General features: G+C 39.5%; 16 protein-coding genes and 4 pseudogenes. 9 read left to right on the top strand and 11 right to left on the bottom strand.

The window, feature by feature from the left end; all coding sequences use genetic code 11:
• Positions 1-211: 211 nt before the first annotated feature.
• Positions 212-562, top strand: coding sequence for an alkaline phosphatase (locus PING_RS21925; protein ID WP_083761778.1), 351 nt, complete (start codon positions 212-214; stop codon positions 560-562).
• An 84-nt stretch (positions 563-646) separates the two neighbouring features.
• Here PING_RS21925 and PING_RS16170 read toward each other — a convergent pair whose 3' ends face one another.
• Positions 647-1,348, bottom strand: coding sequence for a VC0807 family protein (locus tag PING_RS16170; protein WP_011771384.1), 702 nt, complete (start codon positions 1,346-1,348; stop codon positions 647-649).
• A gap of 242 nt (positions 1,349-1,590) precedes the next feature.
• On the opposite strand from PING_RS16170, the pseudogene PING_RS21500 reads away from it, so the two are divergent.
• Positions 1,591-2,224, top strand: a pseudogene (locus tag PING_RS21500) (transposase); the annotation flags it as partial.
• Between the two features lie 679 nt (positions 2,225-2,903).
• Here the strand turns inward: PING_RS21500 and PING_RS16155 are convergent.
• The 3 genes and pseudogenes from PING_RS16155 to PING_RS16145 form a co-directional block, all read right to left on the bottom strand.
• Complete coding sequence (locus PING_RS16155) at positions 2,904-3,197, bottom strand: YfcL family protein (protein WP_232279377.1); 294 nt, start codon at positions 3,195-3,197, stop codon at positions 2,904-2,906.
• 153 nt (positions 3,198-3,350) lie between these two features.
• A pseudogene (locus tag PING_RS16150) lies at positions 3,351-4,483 on the bottom strand (ATP-NAD kinase family protein).
• Positions 4,480-5,064: an elongation factor P hydroxylase gene (locus PING_RS16145; RefSeq protein WP_011771382.1), complete on the bottom strand. Its 585-nt coding sequence runs from the start codon at positions 5,062-5,064 to the stop codon at positions 4,480-4,482. Before PING_RS16145 ends, PING_RS16150 begins: the two are co-directional and overlap by 4 nt.
• Before the next feature lie 129 nt (positions 5,065-5,193).
• Between PING_RS16145 and PING_RS21495 the strand changes: the two are divergent.
• From PING_RS21495 to PING_RS16130, 3 genes and pseudogenes are all read left to right on the top strand, one after another.
• Positions 5,194-5,376, top strand: a pseudogene (locus PING_RS21495) (acyl-CoA thioesterase); the annotation flags it as partial.
• A 95-nt stretch (positions 5,377-5,471) separates the two neighbouring features.
• Entirely contained in the window at positions 5,472-5,693 is a 222-nt protein-coding gene (locus PING_RS16135; RefSeq protein WP_041766619.1) for a hypothetical protein, read from the top strand.
• Between the two features lie 236 nt (positions 5,694-5,929).
• Positions 5,930-6,433 carry a peptide-methionine (S)-S-oxide reductase gene (locus PING_RS16130; RefSeq protein WP_011771381.1) on the top strand — a complete coding sequence of 168 codons (504 nt, stop codon included), beginning with the start codon at positions 5,930-5,932 and terminating at the stop codon, positions 6,431-6,433.
• Positions 6,434-6,476: 43 nt separating this feature from the next.
• On the opposite strand, the gene PING_RS16125 is transcribed toward PING_RS16130, so the two are convergent.
• Complete coding sequence (locus PING_RS16125) at positions 6,477-7,355, bottom strand: EamA family transporter (RefSeq protein WP_011771380.1); 879 nt, start codon at positions 7,353-7,355, stop codon at positions 6,477-6,479.
• 162 nt (positions 7,356-7,517) lie between these two features.
• Here PING_RS16125 and PING_RS21490 point away from each other — a divergent pair.
• The 3 genes and pseudogenes from PING_RS21490 to PING_RS16110 all read left to right on the top strand — a co-directional run.
• A pseudogene (locus tag PING_RS21490) lies at positions 7,518-7,916 on the top strand (hypothetical protein); the annotation flags it as partial.
• Between the two features lie 396 nt (positions 7,917-8,312).
• Complete coding sequence (locus PING_RS21645) at positions 8,313-8,534, top strand: cytochrome P450 (protein WP_157035469.1); 222 nt, start codon at positions 8,313-8,315, stop codon at positions 8,532-8,534.
• Between the two features lie 60 nt (positions 8,535-8,594).
• The gene (locus tag PING_RS16110) at positions 8,595-8,915 is read left to right on the top strand and encodes a 2Fe-2S iron-sulfur cluster-binding protein (protein WP_011771379.1); all 321 of its coding nucleotides are present in this window, start codon (positions 8,595-8,597) and stop codon (positions 8,913-8,915) included.
• An 845-nt stretch (positions 8,916-9,760) separates the two neighbouring features.
• Here the strand turns inward: PING_RS16110 and PING_RS21485 are convergent.
• The 4 genes from PING_RS21485 to PING_RS16095 all read right to left on the bottom strand — a co-directional run bounded on the left by PING_RS21485 (position 9,761) and on the right by PING_RS16095 (position 15,868).
• Positions 9,761-9,916, bottom strand: a complete 156-nt coding sequence (locus PING_RS21485; RefSeq protein WP_232279376.1) for an IS110 family transposase — start codon at positions 9,914-9,916, stop codon at positions 9,761-9,763.
• A gap of 72 nt (positions 9,917-9,988) precedes the next feature.
• Positions 9,989-10,585 (bottom strand): IS110 family transposase, encoded by a 597-nt coding sequence (locus PING_RS21480; RefSeq protein WP_232279375.1) that lies wholly within the window; start codon positions 10,583-10,585, stop codon positions 9,989-9,991.
• 430 nt (positions 10,586-11,015) lie between these two features.
• Positions 11,016-13,349, bottom strand: a complete 2,334-nt coding sequence (locus PING_RS16100; RefSeq protein ID WP_011771378.1) for a sensor domain-containing protein — start codon at positions 13,347-13,349, stop codon at positions 11,016-11,018.
• Positions 13,346-15,868: a chemotaxis protein CheB gene (locus PING_RS16095; RefSeq protein ID WP_011771377.1), complete on the bottom strand. Its 2,523-nt coding sequence runs from the start codon at positions 15,866-15,868 to the stop codon at positions 13,346-13,348. The genes PING_RS16100 and PING_RS16095 overlap by 4 nt, the downstream gene beginning before the upstream one ends.
• 427 nt (positions 15,869-16,295) lie before the next feature.
• Between PING_RS16095 and PING_RS16090 the strand changes: the two genes are divergently transcribed.
• Positions 16,296-17,330, top strand: a complete 1,035-nt coding sequence (locus tag PING_RS16090; RefSeq protein ID WP_011771376.1) for an IS110 family RNA-guided transposase — start codon at positions 16,296-16,298, stop codon at positions 17,328-17,330.
• A 660-nt stretch (positions 17,331-17,990) separates the two neighbouring features.
• Here PING_RS16090 and PING_RS16085 read toward each other — a convergent pair.
• Both PING_RS16085 and PING_RS16080 read right to left on the bottom strand, forming a co-directional pair.
• Positions 17,991-18,728, bottom strand: a complete 738-nt coding sequence (locus tag PING_RS16085) for a hypothetical protein (RefSeq protein ID WP_332248859.1) — start codon at positions 18,726-18,728, stop codon at positions 17,991-17,993.
• 797 nt (positions 18,729-19,525) lie between these two features.
• Positions 19,526-20,854 (bottom strand): ATP-binding protein, encoded by a 1,329-nt coding sequence (locus PING_RS16080; protein WP_011771375.1) that lies wholly within the window; start codon positions 20,852-20,854, stop codon positions 19,526-19,528.
• Positions 20,855-21,030 lie beyond the last annotated feature (176 nt).

The following is a 21,030-nucleotide window of genomic DNA, read 5'->3' as shown; positions in this document are numbered from 1 at the left end:
TCACTATTAAACAGCAATTACTATATAAAAGCGCAAGTTTACTCAATTGCTTGAGCATGTGGGGCCTAACCTAATTACCAAAAAATCAACAGAAAAGTTATCTGTAAAGAGTGCTTTTTAAACTTATCAGGGGTCTCTTATAGAGACCATTTTTTTTATAAGGCGCTTTGGGGGCGTTAGCAACCTAGCTTTCTAATTTTTTCTAGGGCACATAAGGGAGCCTACTTGGTTAAAGAATCTTAAAAGTTCGCCAACCAATATCGTTAAGCTGCTAGTAGACAGCACAGATTGTAGCGCAACCGCAAATCAACAACTTGGTTTTGAATTAAATCAGGATGAACAAATCCAATTAAGTAATATTAAGTCAAATGACTATAAAGTGTTTTATAAGGGGATAAAATCCATTCTAGAACAACGCAGTTTTACCGGTTGGAGAACCACTGGTCACACTGGCCTAGATGTGCAAATATTTGCCAAGGGGCCAGGCAAAGAGCTGTTTAAGGGCCATTTAGATAATACTGATATTACCAAAAAAATATTCAGTTTGCTGGGCCAAAAGTAGTCACAAAAGTTTATATTGAGTGAACAAAAAAGCCAGTGTCGACTGGCTTTTTTGAGTTTTAATCCTGAGGGATAATCTTAGCTTTTATTTATTTTCAGCCAAAAAGTGGTCGAGATCTTGACCGGTTAGTTTCTTGATTTGTGCAAATATATACCACAAGGCACCAAGCAGCATGATCATGCTGGGGATCACAATAACAGGGTAGCTTAACGCCGTCATGTGGCCAAGCTCTTCAGTATATTCAGTGGTGCCAGGGGGACTAACCAATATGACCTTAGCTAGGATATAGTTAAGTGCTGATGACAGAAAAAACGAACCGGCAACAATATACGAACTGATCGCCAGTTTTTTCTCGAATAAATCAGCTGTACCCGTTTCTTCAAGTGACTTATTTAAATTATGCCAATTTACAATCTGCTCGTTGAGTACAAATACTTTTAGCAATGGCTTACTGGTGCGTTGGGTAATTAATACTGCTAATCCAATAAATGCCGGAATAGCCGCTTCTTTAATAGCGATATATTCAGCGGGTAATTGTAACAAACTGATACCGCCAGTTAAAATAACGCTAACAATACCTAAAATTGAGAATGCATTCACTTTGCCTGATTGTTTTAAATCCCATAAACCGAAGCCAATTGGGAAAATTAACGCAGTAACAATGCTCCAAGCCGGGCCTAAACTATCTTCACCACTTAGTTTGGTCATGATTAATACAGGAATGATAATGTTAAAGGCTAAGTTACCTAACATTCTGCCTGGTTTCTTTTCGATATTTTCGCTCATTTAAACCCTATTTAAAAACGCTAATTTCCGCTGCATTATATGGTTATTCTGAAGGTAGGCCTACCAATAATTTGATTTAAGCTGAACTGTGCTTCGTGATCGGTGCTGCTTATTCATCGTTCAGCTTATTTTGTCGGTTTAGCCAAACCATTGCTCCTAAGATAGACCAAGGTGTTGAATCAGACCGTGTCGCAAATATAGCAGGGTTCAATCTTCACACGGGTATAATGAATGACGCTCAGGATAGGAATAAACTCAAAAAACTTTGCCGTTACTTCTTTTGAAGAGAGTCCCGCTCTGCGGTATTAGAAAAAAGTTTGGCAATAACAACTTACGGGAAATTCGTTACCAACTTAAAACACCCTGTCGTGATGGTACCACCCATGTGATCTTTGAACCGCTGGATTTTATCGCCCGTTTAGCTGCCTTGGTACCTAAACCCCGAGCAAACCTCACCAGGTTAAATGAGAAACATCTCTATTTCTCACCCTAAGGGCAACCGTAGGTTGTCCTAATTCATTCCCGATGAATTAGTCATGGTATTTTTGCGCCAAATAGCAAAAAAAGAGCTGAGATCTCCCACAATAAGGCTAAACAAAGAAAGCAGGGGGTACATCGAAAACCGGATGACACTAGCCAAAAAAAACCAGTGAAAAACGCAAATCAATGATCTGGGCGCAAAGGCTCAAACGGGTTTTTGGGATAGATATTGAAACCTGTCATCAATGTGGTGGTGTGGTTAAGATCATTGCAAGCATTGACAACTCGGCAGGAAAGCTGATTTGCACAGCAAATGCTGCCCTGCAGGGGTTAGACACGGGGATGTGTCTAATGAACTCCAGTAGTGATAACAAAGATACTAAGTCATTTGAATAAAAAAATGACGAAATTGTCAAAATTTTTCTTCCGGAAAGTAGAGCACCTCCTCAGGCAAGTCTATTTAAATAAACATAAGTTAATCATAAACAAAAGCAATATTCAGAGCTGGTTTGCACAACAGCGGGACGCACTTGCCCTTTACCTAAAATTTTGTGAAAACGGGTGAGTATATGAGAGAAATATCTGACTTTTGTCGCTTCATTAAGATGAAAAAGAAGTAAATATGAAGTTATGAACTAAAGTCGATTTTAGATCTAATGAAAAATGACGTTTATTCTACTTATCCTTGGCAACGAATCCACGCTTCACGGCTTTAGTCATTAAACCTTGTTCAAGCTGCTGACCAAGTAACATCAGGGGGCTTGGTGTTTGTGATTTGGTTTAAATGTGTCGACAGGTACAAAACTAGTAAAAAGCTCATTTGCTAATTGGTTTGTGTGGTATTCAACGTTTCCAAGCTATGTTGGTTTCGAACTTTTAGTTTCTGCAAGCGTTGGACTGACCATCGAACAACCAGACAAACTGAGTAGCAATAACAAGCTGAGAAGAAAAACAGCATAAGATGCAAATAAATTTTTCAAAACAATTTCTCACAAAGTGGCAAACTCTTGTATTTGCATGAAGGTTTGCAAGAAGAGTTCCACTTTGCAGAAATTTATTTCATCGTTGATAAAAATTATAATATGAATAGAGAATTAAACAATGCGGTAACTTGTCCAGCATCTTCAGTGCTGAGTTCGTTATTATCGAACGCTTCTTGTAATTGTGCATCAAGCGTCGCTTGTAAAGTCGAAATCGGGCTAGCTTCACCCCTTTCAATCAATTTTTCAACATTCGCAACCGCAACATCAAAATGACCATGTAAATAACTTGCTATAAACAGCTCATGATCACTACCATCAGCGATGAATGAATTCAAATGTGCCTGCATTTTGTTGGATTTTTCGATGAAAATCGAATCTTTACTCAAACCTTTCTCCTTTTTGTATTAACGAATGTTGTGAATAAATACATAGTGTCTATTAACTATTATCAGAACTGGCTGAAACTCATTACAACGAAAACATGTTCTCGCATCAAGTATCAAACCGCAATGGACAATCGCAAAGTATCTTTTGTTCTCTTAAACAGACCCAACTGAATATAATACTAAGTCATGAAAACCCATAATGACCGGAATTGGGCCTACTAACATATCATCTAACGCAGCGTCGCCAGAGTCAGAAACTAAAGGCCTACCATCTAAACTCTATAATTTTGATTTTGTAGCAACGACTAAAATATTTGGTTTTCCAACCATTTTAATTAAAGCCGGTGATAGTTGCTGATTACCACGGCCAAGAATATGACCCTGCCCGCCAATAAGTGTGAGCACTACTTTAACTTGGTTATTTGCGCATAGCTCAAGCAACGACGCAGCGGTAAGACCATTAGCGATCAATTGCTGGCCTCTGACTAAATCAACACCTAATAACGTATTTGTAAGACCTATTTCCTGCATAATACTGTCAACTGTAGAGCCTGAACCCATCACAAATAACGTATCCGGCTCATCCCCCATCAATTCAATAACATGCGCAGCAATATCTGAAAGCACCAGTTCATCTGACTCTTTACCACCCATTTTAACCGCTTGAATATAACTTAATTCTTCCAGCACGAGCATTTCACCATAATGTTTTGCTATGACTCGACGGGCTCTAAATTCAGATTCGTCAATGTCTTTTACTTCGCCAGACATCAAACTCACCAGCTCGCCATTAATAACTTGTGCCACAACTTTACCTGCCACTTTTGGTGTTATCGCATAAACGCCGCTATGTATCTTACAACCTGCAGGCACACCTACAACTGGACATTGATTTTCAACAACTTCGCAAATATTCCTTGCCGTCCCATCGCCTCCTGCAAACAAAATCAAATCTACTGTTTGTGCCATCAGCTCAATTACAGCAGCTTTTGTATCAGTTGATTCAGTTTGTTGTGCTTGATGTTGATAAACAACAACATGATTAAAGCCCATTGATGAAAGGATATCTTCTCCTATTTCACCAGATGCTGTAAAAATACATAGTTGGTTTTTGAGAGGTAGTAAGGCTTGTAAAGCAATAGCCATTTTTTACCTGATAACTTTGCAGCACCTCTCATTAATGCCTGTTGACGTATATCCGGACCATCACTTCCTTTTAATGCCAGTGCTCCAGCAATACCTGAATAAGGGTTAATTACTCGGCCTAGTTGAAATAATCGTTTCAACCTTGCGCTCCATAGTCAGAATTGCTCTGTTTGGAATTAAATGTTGTTAAAGAAGGTGTATTGTAAAAATCATGTAGCGCATTTAAAAACAGTTGAGTCCTCGGGTTGAAACCCGATTGAATAAATATTGCCAATTGATTGTCGACAGTTCGCTCAAATGTGTCACTAGATGACTGTTCGTTTTCTAAATTATCTATACTTACTCTAAACTTAATGTCCGAGGCCAATGAGAAAGCATGTTCTATTGCTTGTGGTTTTACTTCTGCGGCTTCGAATTTTGCTTGCTGATAAGGGTCGCGACCATCTGGATGATACCAATAAGCATAATCAACATGACTTCTACGCTTTTTGCCAGCGATGCACCAATGCGCAATTTCATGTAAGGCGCTAGAAAAGTAATCACGTGTAAAAATAACGTGATTATACTGACAATTATCACTGGCAGGCTCATAAATAGGTTCCTCAGCGCCGCCAACTAAAATCGTATTTTCAGTATTCGCGAAACAATAGTTAAATAGCTTCACTAAATCTTCAGCTTGTTTAATAGTGCCCGATTTATTTGGAAATGGTAAAGTTTTCAAAAATACAAACTCGTTGAATTAACAGAATGTTCACAAACGGATTCCTATTATACTGCAAATCGAGTTAATCTGGGGATTGGTTTGAAATTTTTTGTACAAAGACAGGAAGCAAAGTTGAACAAACATATACTGAATGTTAGCGATCAACGCTTATTTGCATTGGCGTGGCAGAGAACCCTCCCGTTTGTCACCACTTGGTGCATTCAAGAACCACACATCGATCATTATGAGCATGTCAACAATGTGGCGTACGTATCACAGCTTGGAACGCTCGCTTGGCAACATTTCAATTATTTGGGGTTAAGCATTCAATAATATAAACAGCAGGTTTTCTTGAGCGTGAGGGGTTATTCGTAAGAGATATAGAAAATGACTACTTGTCTTTGAATGGGCTAGAAGAAGATCCCATGTTGCAAATTCACGGGTATTCAATTACCTACCGTATAGCGACAGGTTCACAGCAGGGGCGAAAGGTATTTACGCTGCAAACCATTGCTCCTAAGATAGACCAAGGTGTTGAATCAGACCGTGTTGTAAATGTAGCAGGGTTCAATCTTCATGCGGGTGTAATGAGTGACGCTCAGGATAGGAATAAACTCGAAAGACTTAAATATGAAGTTATGAACTAAAGTAGATTTTAGATTTAATGAAAAATGACGTTTATTCTATTTATCCTCAGGTAATATGTGGAGTAGCGTTATGATCAAGATCATATTGGGCGTATAGACTCATATCAAAACAACTGTTTGCTCCATTAACCCAGTGTTATAGTGGCTTATATTAAAATCGACTATCACTTCGAAATATCCTTCGCGTTAAAGTCAAAAATAAAATTTTTAATAATGTATCGAGGTTAATTTAAATTATGGAAACAATCTATTTTTCTGGAGGCTGTCTCTGGGGGGTGCAAGAATTTATGAAGTACTTACCTGGAGTGGAGAGAACTCAGGTAGGAAGAGTAAATGGTGCGACTCATTCAACCAAAACCGCTTATGATGGTTATGGTGAATGCGTGAAAATGGAATTTAATCCAGCTATTGTTTCACTTGAAACCTTGATTGACTATCTTTTCGAAATTATTGACCCCTATAGTATAAACAAACAAGGGAACGATGTAGGTGAGAAATATAGAACAGGTATTTACAGTAAAGAGACTAATCACTTACTAAAAGCAAAATGCCATATTGAACGGTTAGAAAATGCATTAAATGATAAAAATAAAACAAGAAAAAAAGTGGTAGTTGAAGTATTACCCCTCACCAATTACATTCCGAGTGATAATGAGCATCAAGACAGACTAACGTTATTTCCTGATGATTATTGTCATATTCCTTTAAGGCTACTTCATAAGTATAAAAAGAAAACCTAAAAATAAAAGATTTTCTTTTTATACAGGTAAATGAATCCATAACTTATTGTGGGCTAGCAATATGATTTTTTTTGTTGATGTATTCATTAAATGCAAGCGATGCGAAAATTAATCCTCCACCAATTAATATCTTCGTAATATCAGCTTCTTTATTCCAAATAACAAGATTTACAATAAGTCCTGCAGGAATCAAAGCATTGTTCATAATAGCCAGAGATCCTGTATTTATTTTAGCTGCACCTTGATTCCAAGCAAAGTATCCAACCCCTGACGCCATCGTACCTAAATAAATCAAAATTCCCCACTGTATCGATGTAGTAGGCATTTTATCTGTAGATCCAAGCACTAGAAAAGCAATAAATGCAACAAGGAAAGCACCGATAAAAAACAATCCAAAGATAGAGTGTTTTGGTTGTTTTTCTAGTTCGGGTGTAGATTTTAGTAAGTATTTGTAACCTACTTGCCCAATTGCAAAGCAAAAATTAGCACCTTGGGTAATCATAAAACCCAAAAGTACATGTTCACTGATACTTGAATATTGAATATAAGCTGCACCTAAGACGGCCACTAACGTTGTTAACAAGTTTGCTCTATGAAACTTCTTACTTAAAATATCATTTAGTAAGGTGATATATATCGGTGTAAACACACTAAATAAAAGGACTTCAGGGACAGTAAGGTAAAGAAATGATTGATAATAAAAGCAATACATCAACCCCAATTGTACAGCGCCAATTGCAATTAACTTAATTATTGTGTCAATTTTAATTCCTTTTAATCTTAAAAAAGGTAAAAAAATCAAGGTCGCAATACCTATGCGTAATAAAACTGAAAACCATGCGTCTACATGACCTGAAAGGTATACACCAATTAAGCTAAATGAAAAAGCCCACATAATTGTAACGCTAGATAAATACCACATGAAAAAGCCTTTATTAAAAAATGAAATGCAATCTTACACAAAAAAATTCTAGAATCAATTCAACTCTAACGGCTCGTTTTTTGTATTAATTACACCTTGATTTAAATGTTACCCCTACCCCCTTTAATTTCATATGTGGAATCAATAAGCAAAATAATTAAGCATCGTGATGGTACCACCCATGTGATCTTTGAACCGCTCGATTTTATCACCCGTTTAGCTGCCTTGGTACCTAAACCCCGAGTAAACCTCACCAGGTTAGATGAGAAACATCCCTATTTCTCATCCTAAGGGCAACCGTAGGTTGTCCTAATTCATTCCCGATGAATTAGTCATAGTGTTTTTGTGCCAAATAGCAAAAACAGAGCTGAGATCTCTCCCAATAAGGCTAAACAAAGAAAGCAGGGTACACATTGAAAACTGGATAGCACTAGCCAAAAAAAAACCAGTGAAAAACGTAAATCAATGACCTGGGCGCAAAGGCTCAAACGGGTTTTTGGGATAGATATTGAAACCTGTCATCAATGTGGTGGTGTGGTTAAGATCATTGCAAGCATTGACAACTCAGCAGGAAAGCCAATTTGCACAGCGAATGCTGCCCCGCAGGCGGTAGACACAGGGATGTGTCTAATGAACTCCAGTAGTGATAACAAAGATACTAAGTCATCTGAATAAAAAAAATGACGAAATTTTTTGTCAGGAAAGTAGAGCACCTCCTCAGGCAAGTCTATTTGAATAAACAAAAGTTCATCATAAAAAAAAGTAATATTCAGAGCTGGTTTGCACAACAGTGGGACGCACTTGCCCTTTACCTAAAATTTTGTGAAAACGGGTGAGTATATGAGAGAAATATCTGACTTTCGTCGCTTCATTAAGATGAAAAAGAAGTTATGAACTAAAGTCGATTTTAGATCTAATGAAAAATGACGTTTATTCTACTTATCCTCCAATGATTTTATTATTGATCGCAAAAATGCTCGCCATCATTTATCCTTTGGTTTCGGTATCCATCCTTGCATGGGTAATCGTTTGGCCGAAATGCAAATTCGTATTGTTTGGGAAGAGCTCATGGCACGTTTTCATAGCGTCCAGGTAATGGGTGAACCCACGTATATACTGTCTTCTTTCGTTAAAGGCGATGCGCACCTTCCGGTAAAACTGGTGCCACTAGAATATTGAATTAATACCATTTAAACTCACTAGCTTACATAACTACTATTTGTCGACACCGAGGACTCTATGCCAAAAATAACATTTATTGAACACAGTGGTGAAAAACACGAAATTGAAGCTGATACCGGTATATCTGTGATGGAAGTTGCTATTAATAATGGCGTTCCGGGGATTGATGCAGATTGTGGCGGCGCTTGTTCTTGTGGCACTTGCCATGTCATGGTGGAAGGCAGCTGGTTTGAAAAACTGCCTGAAATTGACGAAATGGAAGAGTCTATGCTGGGTTTGAATACCATGCGCGAGGCTAATTCACGCCTATCATGTCAGTTAGATTGTACCGACGAACTTGACGGTATCGTTCTTCAGCTACCTGAATTTCAAGGGTAGATTGAGGACCTGCTCAGGCAGTTGCTATCGTATTCGACGGCAATTGTCTAAGCAGAATTGTGTTCTGTAACGCGAATAAGCTTAACTACAAAGCGTATGAGAAACTGCTGTACACAACGGTTTTTGCCAAAAATAACGCCCGCCATTCACCCCAAATTCAAGCAGTTTTATTTACAGTGCAACCCTGCCGATAACCGTCGATGACTTCTTACAACAGAGGGCTGAGGGCCACCCATTAGTAAGTTCTGGTCAAGCTGGTATGCAAGTTTCCTTGGTTTTTTTAACCAAGTATTAAATCGTACATGAACCACTAATTTATTGCTTATTAATACACACCTAAAAATCACAATGTTGGTGTCAATATGCACCAGTCACCCATCTGCATTTTTATTATGGGGAAGTAAGCTGTGTAGACATGCAATTTTGTATGACTACTTCTCTTGGCTTTATAAGCCTCAGTAATTATTTAGTGCCAACGTTAATCCAGTTCTTTGCAGAATTTTCTGCAACTTAACAAGTCTATGGATCGGCCTTGTTCAAACCGTCCAACCCGTTATGGCTTTAACGCTGGGCAACTCTTTTTACAACAAATAAGATGGTATCGTTCAAGGTTTAATCAAGTCTGATGGTTATACTAACCCTCGGTGTAACTCATGAACGATGCCAAATTATTAACAAAATGCTTTTTCAACGGTAAACGGTACTTTATCTCGTAACACATAAAAACAAGCCCTTGCTAATTTATGCGCCACTGTCTTAATGGCAATTGTTTGATTAGTTTTAGCTAGCTTTCGTTGATAGTAACTTTTAACGGTTTTATTATAACGAATGGCGAAATTGGCGGCTTAGACAAATGCCCAGGCTAAGTACTTGTTGCCATTCTTTGAATTGGTTTTACCTTTCTTTTTTCCGTTGTTATAACGGGCACCACTGACACAACGACAATAAGAAGCATAATTCCCAATTTTATCAAAACGACTAATATCACCCGTTTCTAGCATGATAGTGAGTGCGAGAATATTGCCGATACCATCAATGGTGATCAGTTGTTGAAAATCTTTAGTTAATTTAACTTATGTTAATACGATTTTTCCTAATAGTTTGATTTGATCTTTTAGACATTTCATCACGGCCAGATTACAAATTGTTGCTTGCGCCGTGTTTGCAGATGAGAAATGAGTCATTATAACTGCTGGCGTTAACTGTTTTATCTTATTGTTACTCATTTTGTAACTTAAATGACGCATGTATAGTCCTTGAATGGACAAAAGATTGAGAGTGGCTTGCTGAACAAGCTGCATGCGTTTACGCATTAAATCACGGACAGTTCGTTGCTCTTTAGGGTAAATATAACCTTCAGGTAAGACACCTAATCGCAGCATTTCTGCAAGCCAGTCAGCATCGCTGTTATCATCAGCATATTTCAAACCAGAGTATTGCTGAATAGCCGTCGTATTAGCGAGATGCACCTGGTAGTTAGCGTCGTTTAATGCATCAACTAGCCAATACCAGTTGAACGTAGACCCAACGACTAAGCCAGTCAATTGCGGCTTGAATGGGGCAAGAAACAGGAAAATTTGTTTTATATCGTTAGGTAATTTACGTCGAGCTATAACATCACCCGTTTCATCTTTAATTGAAAAAAACGCTGTTATTTGAATGTAAGTCAATGCCACCATATAGTTTTATTTTAAAGCCCTCGTTTTAGCTATGTGTATAACATACACTCTAGGCTTGAACGTGAATCGTAGGAACTTGCTATATGATTATCAAGTCTTTCATTTTGCAGTTTTTTAATAATTAGTCTCTATTCTAAGGCGCAAAGGGGCACAAACTGCCTTAGTTTTTTATTCCAGATTATCAATTTTTCTTTTTTAATGTAATGGTTTAAAAAAAAGGGCTAGATGTCCTGCATTTTTCCTCGTGCTCAAGAAAACTAGCCACACGTTGGCTAATGTGGTGAGTAAGACCATTCAGTTCACTTTTTGTAGGCGCTTTTTTTTGGTGGGAACGGCTAGTAAAAGCTAACCTGTAAGCTTGGCATATAAAACGCAATTCATGCTCTTTTCTTTCACTTACTCCTTTTTGAACGATTAGCAATCAGCCTTTCTTAAGCAAGACTTCAAACTCATTAATCGGCACGGGCTTACTAAACAGATAGCCTTGATAATGCGTACAGCCGTTATCCAACAAGTATTGTCTTTCCTCTACTGTCTCGACACCCTCGGCAATAACGCTAATATCTAAGCTATGCGACATGGTAATGATGGTGCGTACAATCGCTCTGTCACTGGCATCCGTAATAAGGTCGCGCACAAATGACTGGTCTATCTTTATTTGATTGAGAGGCAATTTTTTTAGATATTGTAAAGAAGAATAACCCGTCCCAAAGTCATCTAATGAGAATGAAATACCTATTTTGCTCAGAATATTCATTTTGGTAATGATGTCGCTGATATTTTCGACCAACATACTTTCGGTTAGTTCTAGCTTGAGTCGTGCAGGGTTAATATCATGCCGTTTTAGGGTAGCTTTGACCTGTTCTACAAAGTCTTCTTGATGAAGTTGCTTAGCACTGATATTGACGGCGAGTACAAGGTCTTGTGTCAGTGGGTTTTTTTGCCATGCTTTAAGCTGAGCGCAGGCCGAGTCTAATACCCATTGTCCTATCGGTAAAATAAGTCCTGTTTCTTCGGCTAAAGGAATGAAGTTAAAGGGTGAAACCTGACCACGCTCTGGATGTTGCCAACGGATTAAGGCTTCAGCCCCTAATGTTTGGCCAGAACTGCTTACCTGGGCTTGATAATGTAGCTGGAATTGATTGTCTTCAATCGCTTTGCGTAGATCCCGCTCCATGTCTGCACGGGCAATGATAGATTCTTGCATCGTTTTATTAAAGAAATGCCAGGTGTTGCGTCCTGCGGCCTTGGATTGATACATAGCAATGTCTGCTTGCTTTAACAGCTCCTCTATTCCCGTTTCATTCCCACTGAATATTGTCACGCCGATACTGGTGGTGCTGTGATACCTGTGCATATTGAGCTGATAGTATTGAGCCAGTTCAAATATGATTTTTTTGGCCACCTTTTTCGCTTTGTTGGCCGCTTCAATCGCTTGTAGGCTCAGGTTTTCTAATAACACCACAAACTCATCACCGCCTAATCGGGCGACGATATCGCCTTCTCTTACACAGTCAGTTAAGCGAGTAGCTACTTGTTGTAAGAGTAAATCTCCCACATCGTGACCAAGGGTGTCGTTAAGGGTTTTAAAGTTGTCTAAATCAAGAAATAGTAATGCACAATGCTGATTGCTGCGGGCACTGATAGTTAGGACGTGTCTAAGACTATCAAGCAGCATGCGACGATTTGGCAACTGAGTGAGCGGGTCAAAGTAGGCGAGGTTATTGATTTTTTCAGAAGCAGCTTTGCTTGTTGTAATATCTCTAAACGTGGCAACATAATTAGAGACCACCCCTTTTCCGTCTCTCACTGCCGTAATAGTGAGATTCTTTGCATAGATGTCACCGCTTTTGCTGCGATTCGAGACTTCACCTCTCCATGCATCGGTGGTGTTGATACTGTTCCACATCTCCTTATAGAACGCTTTGTCTTGGCGGCCTGAGTTAAATAGCTTAGGTGACTGCCCAATAACCTCTTCTCCACTGTAACCTGAAATATTGGTAAAGGCTTTATTCACACGAAGAATACACAGATTAGCATCTGTGACAAACATACCTTCTTGAGTTTCAAATACGGTGGCGGCAACACGAAGTTCACCAACCCGCTTTTCTTTTTCTGCATTTTGAAAGAACAGTTCTTTATTAGCTATGACTAACTCATCAGTCCGCTTTCCTTTTTCATCATTTTGAAAAAGCAGTTCTTCATCGGCGCGTTTACGGTCGGTAATGTCAATCACCGCCGCAAGACAGTCTGTTTCGGTAATGCCGAGATTGGCTTCAATATTCAGCCAACACTTATGCTTGCCAACCTGTGCTAAGACCTCAAAGGATTGTATGCCATCACCCGCAAATGCTTTTGCCAGACAACGGTTGAATTTATTACGATCTTGGGCTGTTAGGCAGTTTGAAAACTGTTTTCCTACCAAGTTAGCGCGTTCAATATCCAATAGGCTCGCCCCGCGTAAATTAACCTGATTGATGACGCCCTTCAGATTAAAAGAAAAGTAGCCAATCGGTGCAAATTCAAATAATTCGGTATAGCGATAATGTAATTTTTCAGCTATCCGTGCTTGCTTTAACTCCTCATTCTGCATTTCTAGTTCAATCTGATGAACCTGCAATTCGTGTATCATCTTTTTGGCTGCATAGTCGCTAGGAATAGTTTGTTTGATTTCTGTTTGTGTTTTCAGTTGTGCTTCCGCGCGCCGGCGTAACGTTTTGCTGGATAGCTTGGTTGACTTTGCAGGTGTCTTCATGTTTTGCACCTCGTCTTGCGTAATTCTGACTCAAGCAGTTTGGCTTCACTAATATTGGTGAAGGTTATCACCACGCCGTCAATCACATTCTCTTGGGTACGATAAGGCATGATCCGGACTTTGAAGCAGCGTTCATTGTTAGCCGTTATCTCTTTTTCTACGAAGGCCAGTCTCTTCAATACCTCCTTCGCATCTTTTTGCAGATCTTTATAGTCCAGATCCGTAACAATGTCGGACAATAGTCGGCCCACATCCCCTTCAATCAGCTTGAATAAGTGAGTTGCATGGTTGGTGAAGCGCCGTATATGCAGTCCTTTGTCCAGAAAAATGGTGGCAATTTCTGTACTGTTAAGCAGGTTCTCCATGTCATTGTTGACCCATGACAAATCATCAACGTTGGATTGCAGTTCGGTGTTGACGGTTTGCAACTCTTCGTTCATTGACTGCATCTCTTCTTTAGAGGTCGTCAATTCTTCATTGGTGGATTGCAACTCTTCATTCGTTGATTGCAACTCTTCATTGGCGGACTTTAGTTCCTCATGAGAGGATTGCATTTGTTCGCGGAGGGATTTTATTTCATCATGCGCCATTTGTAGTTCGGCCTGACTTTCTTGCTCCACTGCCCCCAGTTTTTTGCGTCGCCGCCTGGTCGGTCTCACTACTTCAGTAAACACCACCATTATTAAGCCAAGCAGCTCTTTTGGCTTGATAATGGCTTGTACCGTCAAATTGACACTGTGTCCATCTACTGTGATATTTTCAATCGTCACTGGCTCTACCTGGATCTGTGCTTTCTTGATAGCGAGCTCAAGCTGATGTTGTAGTTCTTCACGTGCCATTACGTGAATGTTCCAGTTGGCTTTGCCCGCAGCAGGCTCTAAATATTTTCCGGTACGACCATTGATATAGATAATGTCGCCTGCCGCATTGACTAACACCGCTGCTGGCGAATAGTTTTGCAACAGAATTTGATCTGCCTGCGTTTGTAGATTGCTAATATTTTTCGTCATCTTACGGGTTCCCTCATGTTCATTTTCTGCCAGGGGCATAATCGGAAATATCTTAGTAGGAAAGTTGACTTCCATCTGTTGTCCAGGCCTGTCAATGCGCGTGTAAATCCGGGTGTTTTCTTTGATTTCTGAGAACAATGAGGTGGCATTACCAATCGTTTCGGAATGGCCCAGAATCAAAAGCCCATGAGAAGTTAATGTGTAGTGGAACAGTGGCAGTAACTTTTTTTGTAATTCCGGTGCAAAATAAATCAGAAGATTACGACAGGTGAGAATATCTAATCGAGTGAAAGGGGGATCCATAATGATGTTCTGTGGTGCGAAGATCACCATGTCACGAATTTTCTTGTTTATGCGGTAACCACTGCCATCTTTAATAAAATAACGCTGCAATTGCTGTGCGGACATGTCAGCCTCAATGCCTGCCGGATAATAGCCTTTCCTTGCAATATTGATGGCATCCTGATTAAGATCGGTAGCAAAAATTTGTAATGTAAAATGCCCTTTGGGCTTAATTTCATCCAATACATCCATTACCGTTATTGCGAGAGAGTAAGCCTCTTCACCAGATGAGCAAGCGGTTACCCATGCCCGCAGTTCTTTACCTTCAGGATAATTGGCCAGTAGTGCTGGCAGTGAGGTTGACTTGAGCTGCGCCCAAACGTCTTTATCACGAAAGAAATTGGTTACCCCAATTAACAGCTCCTTGAATAACAGGTCTTGTTCTTGCGGATTATCACGTAGATAACGGGCATAGAGCGAGATGGTTTTAAGCTGATGCAGACCCATACGCCGTTCAATACGACGATCTATGGTATTTGTCTTGTACAGTGAGAAGTCGTTTCCATTGCGTTCACGCAGTATCATCATGATCTGCGCTAGTGCGCTTATTGACTTGCGTTTCACTATCGGTTCAAGTTTGTTTGGAACACCTCGTCGGCCATGTTCGAGAAACGCTATAATCCTTTCCGGTAGTTCTTCAGCAGGGGCTGTGATGTCAGCTAGCCCGGCATTAATAGCACTTTGAGGCATTGAATCAAATTTAGCTGACTCAGGCGACTGTACTAGAGACAGTCCGGCATTTTCTTTAATGGCGCGTAAACCAATCGTGCCATCGGATCCCATGCCTGACAAAATAACACCCACAGCGCGTTCATGCTGATCAGCGGCCAAAGATTGAAAGAATGAATCAATGGGTAACCGAATCGTGTGCTTAACCACCGGTTCTAACAGAAATAATACCCCGTGAAGGACTGATAAATCTTTGTCAGGTGGGATCACATACACGCAGTTGGGCTTTACCTTCATATTGTTGCGAGCTTGTTTTACTTTCATCGTTGTGTCGCGTTGCAACAGCTCAGGCATCATCCCTTTGTGAGTGGGGTCAAGATGCTGGATGACAACAAATGCGATATTACAAGGTGTTAGCACATGAGAGAAGAATTCTTCCAATGCTTCAAAGCCGCCAGCAGAAGCCCCTATGCCGACAATAACGGGGGTATTAATCACTACCAATCTACAGGAATCCAAGGAGATTTAGGCAATGCTTTGCTTTGTTTTTTCATAGGGTATATTGCTTAATAAGTTATCAAATAATTGCAGATACAATTGTATCCTGTTGAACCGATTCCGGACATGTTTTTATAAAATGTCTCGTTCTCCTGCTGCGGTATTAATCTGACTTTAGCATATATTATAAAGAGTTACGCGCCATCGGAATGCAATTTAAACCACAAAATAGTCATGTGATGACGTTGTTGATTACTTTTTCTGATTTTTTAGCGAACAACAGCGACCTATAATGCTCGCTGCTTCCCGAAAGCCAGCATCGTCGTTCCAAGTGAATTTGGCCACTGTTTTTTTGTAAGGCGATGTATGGACTCCACAACGCTAGCAATTAGCCTAGAGTTGCGGTAACCATTAAGGAGATCATACAATGTTGCAATCTAATATCATTGGAATCGATTTAGCTAAAAATATTCTTCAAATTTGCCATATCAGTAAACACGGTGAACTAATCAGTAATAAAGCAGTTAGCCGACAAAAACTAAAACAGATCCTAGCGAATCAGCAACCTGCGGTTGTTGCTATTGAAGGCTGTGGTAGCAGTCATTATTGGGGGAGATATGCAGAAGAATTTGGTCATGATGTACGGATCATTAGCCCTAAGAAAGTGAAAGGGTTTTTACAAGGGCATAAAACGGATGCTAACGATGCTTTGGCCATTGCAAACGCATCGCTACAGATAGGATTAAAAACAAGCAAACCCAAAAATGAAGAACAGCAAACCTTACAAACATTAGAAACCAGCCAGCTTTTTTTGTCTCGTGGCATTACATCTTTGAGCAACCATCTCCGAGCATTGTTATATGAATATGGCATTGTCAGTACTGTCGGTGTCAAAGGATTAACTAAGGCCGTGCTGGAGACGCTTGATGAAGCAAGCTTATTACCAGAGTGTTTACGGTCAACCGTCAATCAACTTTGGATAATATATTTAAACTTAAAAACAGAGTTAGCCCAGTTAATAAAAACCAAAAATGGTCTGGTTCGTCAATTACAGCCCTGTAAAGCATTAATGGGTTTAGAAAGTGTTGCTGAAGTATGTGCAGGTATGCTGTATTCATCAATTGGTGATGGGAAGCAGTTTAAAAATGGGCGGGAGGCATCAGCGTTTATCGGGTTAACACCTAAGCAACATAGCTCAGGTGGTAAAGTATTTATGACAGGAATTGATCGAGCTGGCGGAATTAAAGAATTGAGATCGGCTTTATACCAAGGCGCACTGTCTTATATATGCCGATTGGCGGATGAACCCAAAACGGCCAAACAAGCATGGTTGATAAAACTGGTTCAACGCGCGGGTATTAAACGATCCTGTATTGCTTTAGCGAACAAAACAGTTAGAACCGCCTGGGCAATGCTACGGTATGAGAATAAATATAAGCAACAACCACTATTGGCAATATAATAAACACGATAAAGAATAACAATAAGCAAAATTTTTACAATAATGATGAAGCATAAACGGTAAGACCAACCTGTTAAAAACCTGTCCATTGCGAAAGTCATTAAGACTGTTAAGGCGAAGAGGATAGCAGGTGCGCAAACATCATAGGCTAGAAAGTAGCTCTTTCAACAAAAGCCGTATATACGACCGCATCTTAATGTTTATGAAAAGTCATATTGTAAAATACGTGGAGTCCATATACGCTTTGGGGTCGAAAGCGATATGGCCCCTAAGCGCCATAGAAAGCTAACTCGCTAACACCCTCCATTGCGAGTTAGCAGTCGACAAAGTAGTGTCCAATATACTCACCCAGCACCATTTTAAAAGCCAATCAAATAGATTTTTTTTCTAGCTTTTCACGCAATTTATCATGTAATTTTTCAGGGAATAACTGAGTGTAAACCTGCCATAGAATATTCAAATTTCTATGGCAGGTTACTTGGGCCACTTCTTCAATAGAAAACCCAATTCAAATAATCGGCTTGCACCTTCTCGCCTTAAGTCGTGATAGCGTAAGTCTTCAATACCTAACTCATTACGAACGCGCTGAAAACCTGCTGTCACACTGCGCGAGTTATAAGGGAATATCAGTGTGTTATTTTTTGTTGTCGCTTAACAATGTCAAATGACCCAGCTAAAAGCGGGACTACCATGTGATTTCCTTCTTTTTTTACGTGGGTATTTTCTGTCTCGAACAATAATAGTTTTATGATCTTTGTTTAAATCATCCCAACGTAATGCGCACACTTGTCCAATCCGCATGCACGTTAAAATACTAAAATCCAAAATATCAATAAACGAAATACGTATTTGTCCATTCGCACGCATATTCTGCCGCTTAAGTAACCCTTCTTTTAATCGTTCAATCTCATTGCTAGTAGGGCGCCTGGTGCGCTTGTTACTTTTACCCACTAACTTTATATCAATAAGCACAGGAACCGCTTCTTCAAAAATTTCAAAATTGGCTTTTATATTAAAAACGGGAAGCGCATCTTTTATCACCGAACGAAGGTAGGCAATATCATGGTAAATCGTTTGCGGTTTAGCGCCTGCAGCGAGTCTATTTTTGCGATACTCAATAATATCGCTGGTTCTCAGTGAGTCAGTTTGGATCTTAGCAATGTCACAATCACTAAGCATCTTAATTACATATTGCTTAGTTCTCCCTGTGTTATCCCAAAGAGAGCGATCATTAATAAATTTATCAAGCAGGTCACCAATCAAACAGGTTTTCTGCTTGTTAACGCCAAACTCTTCCAGCTCTTGGGTTTTGTTTTTCGCCCAGGTTTGGGCCAGTTCTTTCTTTTTGAAATTTTGGGCTTCTCTGTGTATCATTGCTCCATTCTTTTTAACAATCACGCTTGCCTTAAAACGAGCTTCACCATTTGCGAGCGTGCGTATTTGTATTGAAAATGATGCCATTCATCCTACTCCAATGAGGGGGACGAATGGCGTGCCGTACAACGAAACGATGATAATTCAACGCAATTCAACGTAAAACCAGTATATAGAAAAGTGAGCAATACCAATGACAAACCCAGACACCACCTGCATTTACCCATCAAATCGTTTTTCCATTGCCCCGATGCTCGATTGGACGGATTTTCAAGCTATATAAGTCTTTGTGAGGGTAGGGGCGTACTATAGGTGTACCATTATTTTTTATATTTAAGTTTAAAGCTAAAAGGCGTACCGAGGCGAGTTGCTTATAGTTATCCACCCAATTATCTGCATGATGGATTAATCATTTAGCAAATGTTTCCTATCTGTAAACGCGCAATTAAGCATTTCTTGATACATATACATATACATATACATATACATATACGCGATAACGAATAAATGTTCGTTGCTCTTCTAATAAAATGTTGGGGCCACGTAGTAATACCAATCCGCATAACTATCTGACCTATCTTACTTGTTAAAATTAACGCTAGCTTCGTTGTTTTCAATCTCAATAGCCAGCTATTGCTCAATCAAACGTCTTGCTATCATTACTTTTTCCTTCGCAATTTTAGACCATTTACTTATGCGGATTGGTATAATACCTTTTTTACCAAGCGCTACCGTTATGTATGTGTAATGATTTGATAACTTAGGATCTGCTTTGAACCCCCATTTGATATCGTCGTTTAAGATTTAAATACTGGCATAACTTATTGGCTCGATTTTAGGTACTGGCTAACAGCATACTGGGTATAGTAAAGAGGCAAAACGATATTCACTTTTTCTAATGGTGAAGAGCCCTGTGTTCCTGATAGTTTGATTGTTTTATGGGGTTGGCACTTGGTTATATAAGACTGCAACGACTTAGCTCGCGTGCGTTTTCCACTTTTCACTTCTATAGGGATAATTTTCCCTTCATCATTTGTTGCGATAAACTCAATCTCTGCTCGTGCATCTCCCCATGAGAAGGTTGGATCAAGTCCTTGTGCGGCAAATTCCTGCTGCACAAAATTCTCTGCAATGTAGCCCTTATATTCAAAGTTTTGTTGTTTAATCTCTTTGTAACTGCTCCCTAACATATGGTTGAGTAATCCTACATCGAATAGGAAAAGTTTAACCCTGTTTTCCTTTTGGTAGGCAGCTAAAGGACTACGTGGCATACCATCTGTGGGGTAGTTCTTCAGTATTAATCGGCATTTATCTAACCAAGTAATAGCACTTTCAAAATCGCCATAGCGAGATTTGCGTTGATGCACGCCTTTAAATTTAAATCGTTTTACCGATTCATCCATAACAGAAGCAAGTTGAGGAGGAACATTACGAAAGACAGACTCGATCAAGCCAGCATCTATTTTCCCTGAGTACTTTCCAAAGTCGCGTAAGTAACCTGCAATCAGATTTGCATGGATATTTTCTATTGCCTCAACACGCTCTAATATGCTTTTATTTTTTAATTCAAACCAAGTGCTGACAGCTTCTGGCATGCCGCCAGTAAAGTAATAGTCAGTTAATTTATCAAACAACTTAGTATGGGCAGGCGCTGAGTTGGCTTGAGTTTCAAAAGCTTTAATTAATGGAGCTTCCCCCGATGCGAGTAAAAACTCATAGAATGTTAGCGGGCGAAGGTTGATCTGTTCAACTTTTCCTACAGGGAATGAATTTAATAACCCAATGTTAGAGCCACTCGCTGCTACGTACATCTCTGGTGCTTTTTCTGCAAAGTATTTAAGAGAGGTCACTGCTCTTTGGCACTCACCGATTTCATCTAAAATCAGCAAATCAGTATCAGGGTTAAATACTTCATTTGTTAACAGTTCAATATTTGAAAGTATATTTTCTGGTGCCAATGATCCTGAGAAAGCTTCGGTCATTTCAGGTGATTCAAGAAAGTCGATGCGCAAGACATGATTAAAGCTTTCACCGAATAAACTTTGCAGAAGGTAGGTTTTACCTGTCTGGCGCGCTCCGTCTATAAGTAAAGGCTTGCGGCTTTTCTTTGCTTTCCACTCCATCAATTTTTTTATTCGCGATCTTTGCATCTTTATCTCTCAAGTCAATTAACTGGTCTTATTACACTTTAATGCGCAGTAAAATGAATGTCAAAACATTTTTATGCGCATAAAAATGTTTTTTAGCTCGTTTTTATGCGCATAAAAAGTTGGTTATTGATCATGATGTTGAAGATTTCATTTGTATATTGAGAAGCAAGAGGACT

The organism is Psychromonas ingrahamii 37 (genome assembly GCF_000015285.1).
In the GTDB taxonomy this organism is placed as follows: domain Bacteria; phylum Pseudomonadota; class Gammaproteobacteria; order Enterobacterales; family Psychromonadaceae; genus Psychromonas; species Psychromonas ingrahamii.
The sequence above is the reverse complement of the archived record's forward strand: the minus strand, read 5'-3'. Positions and strand labels throughout refer to the sequence as shown.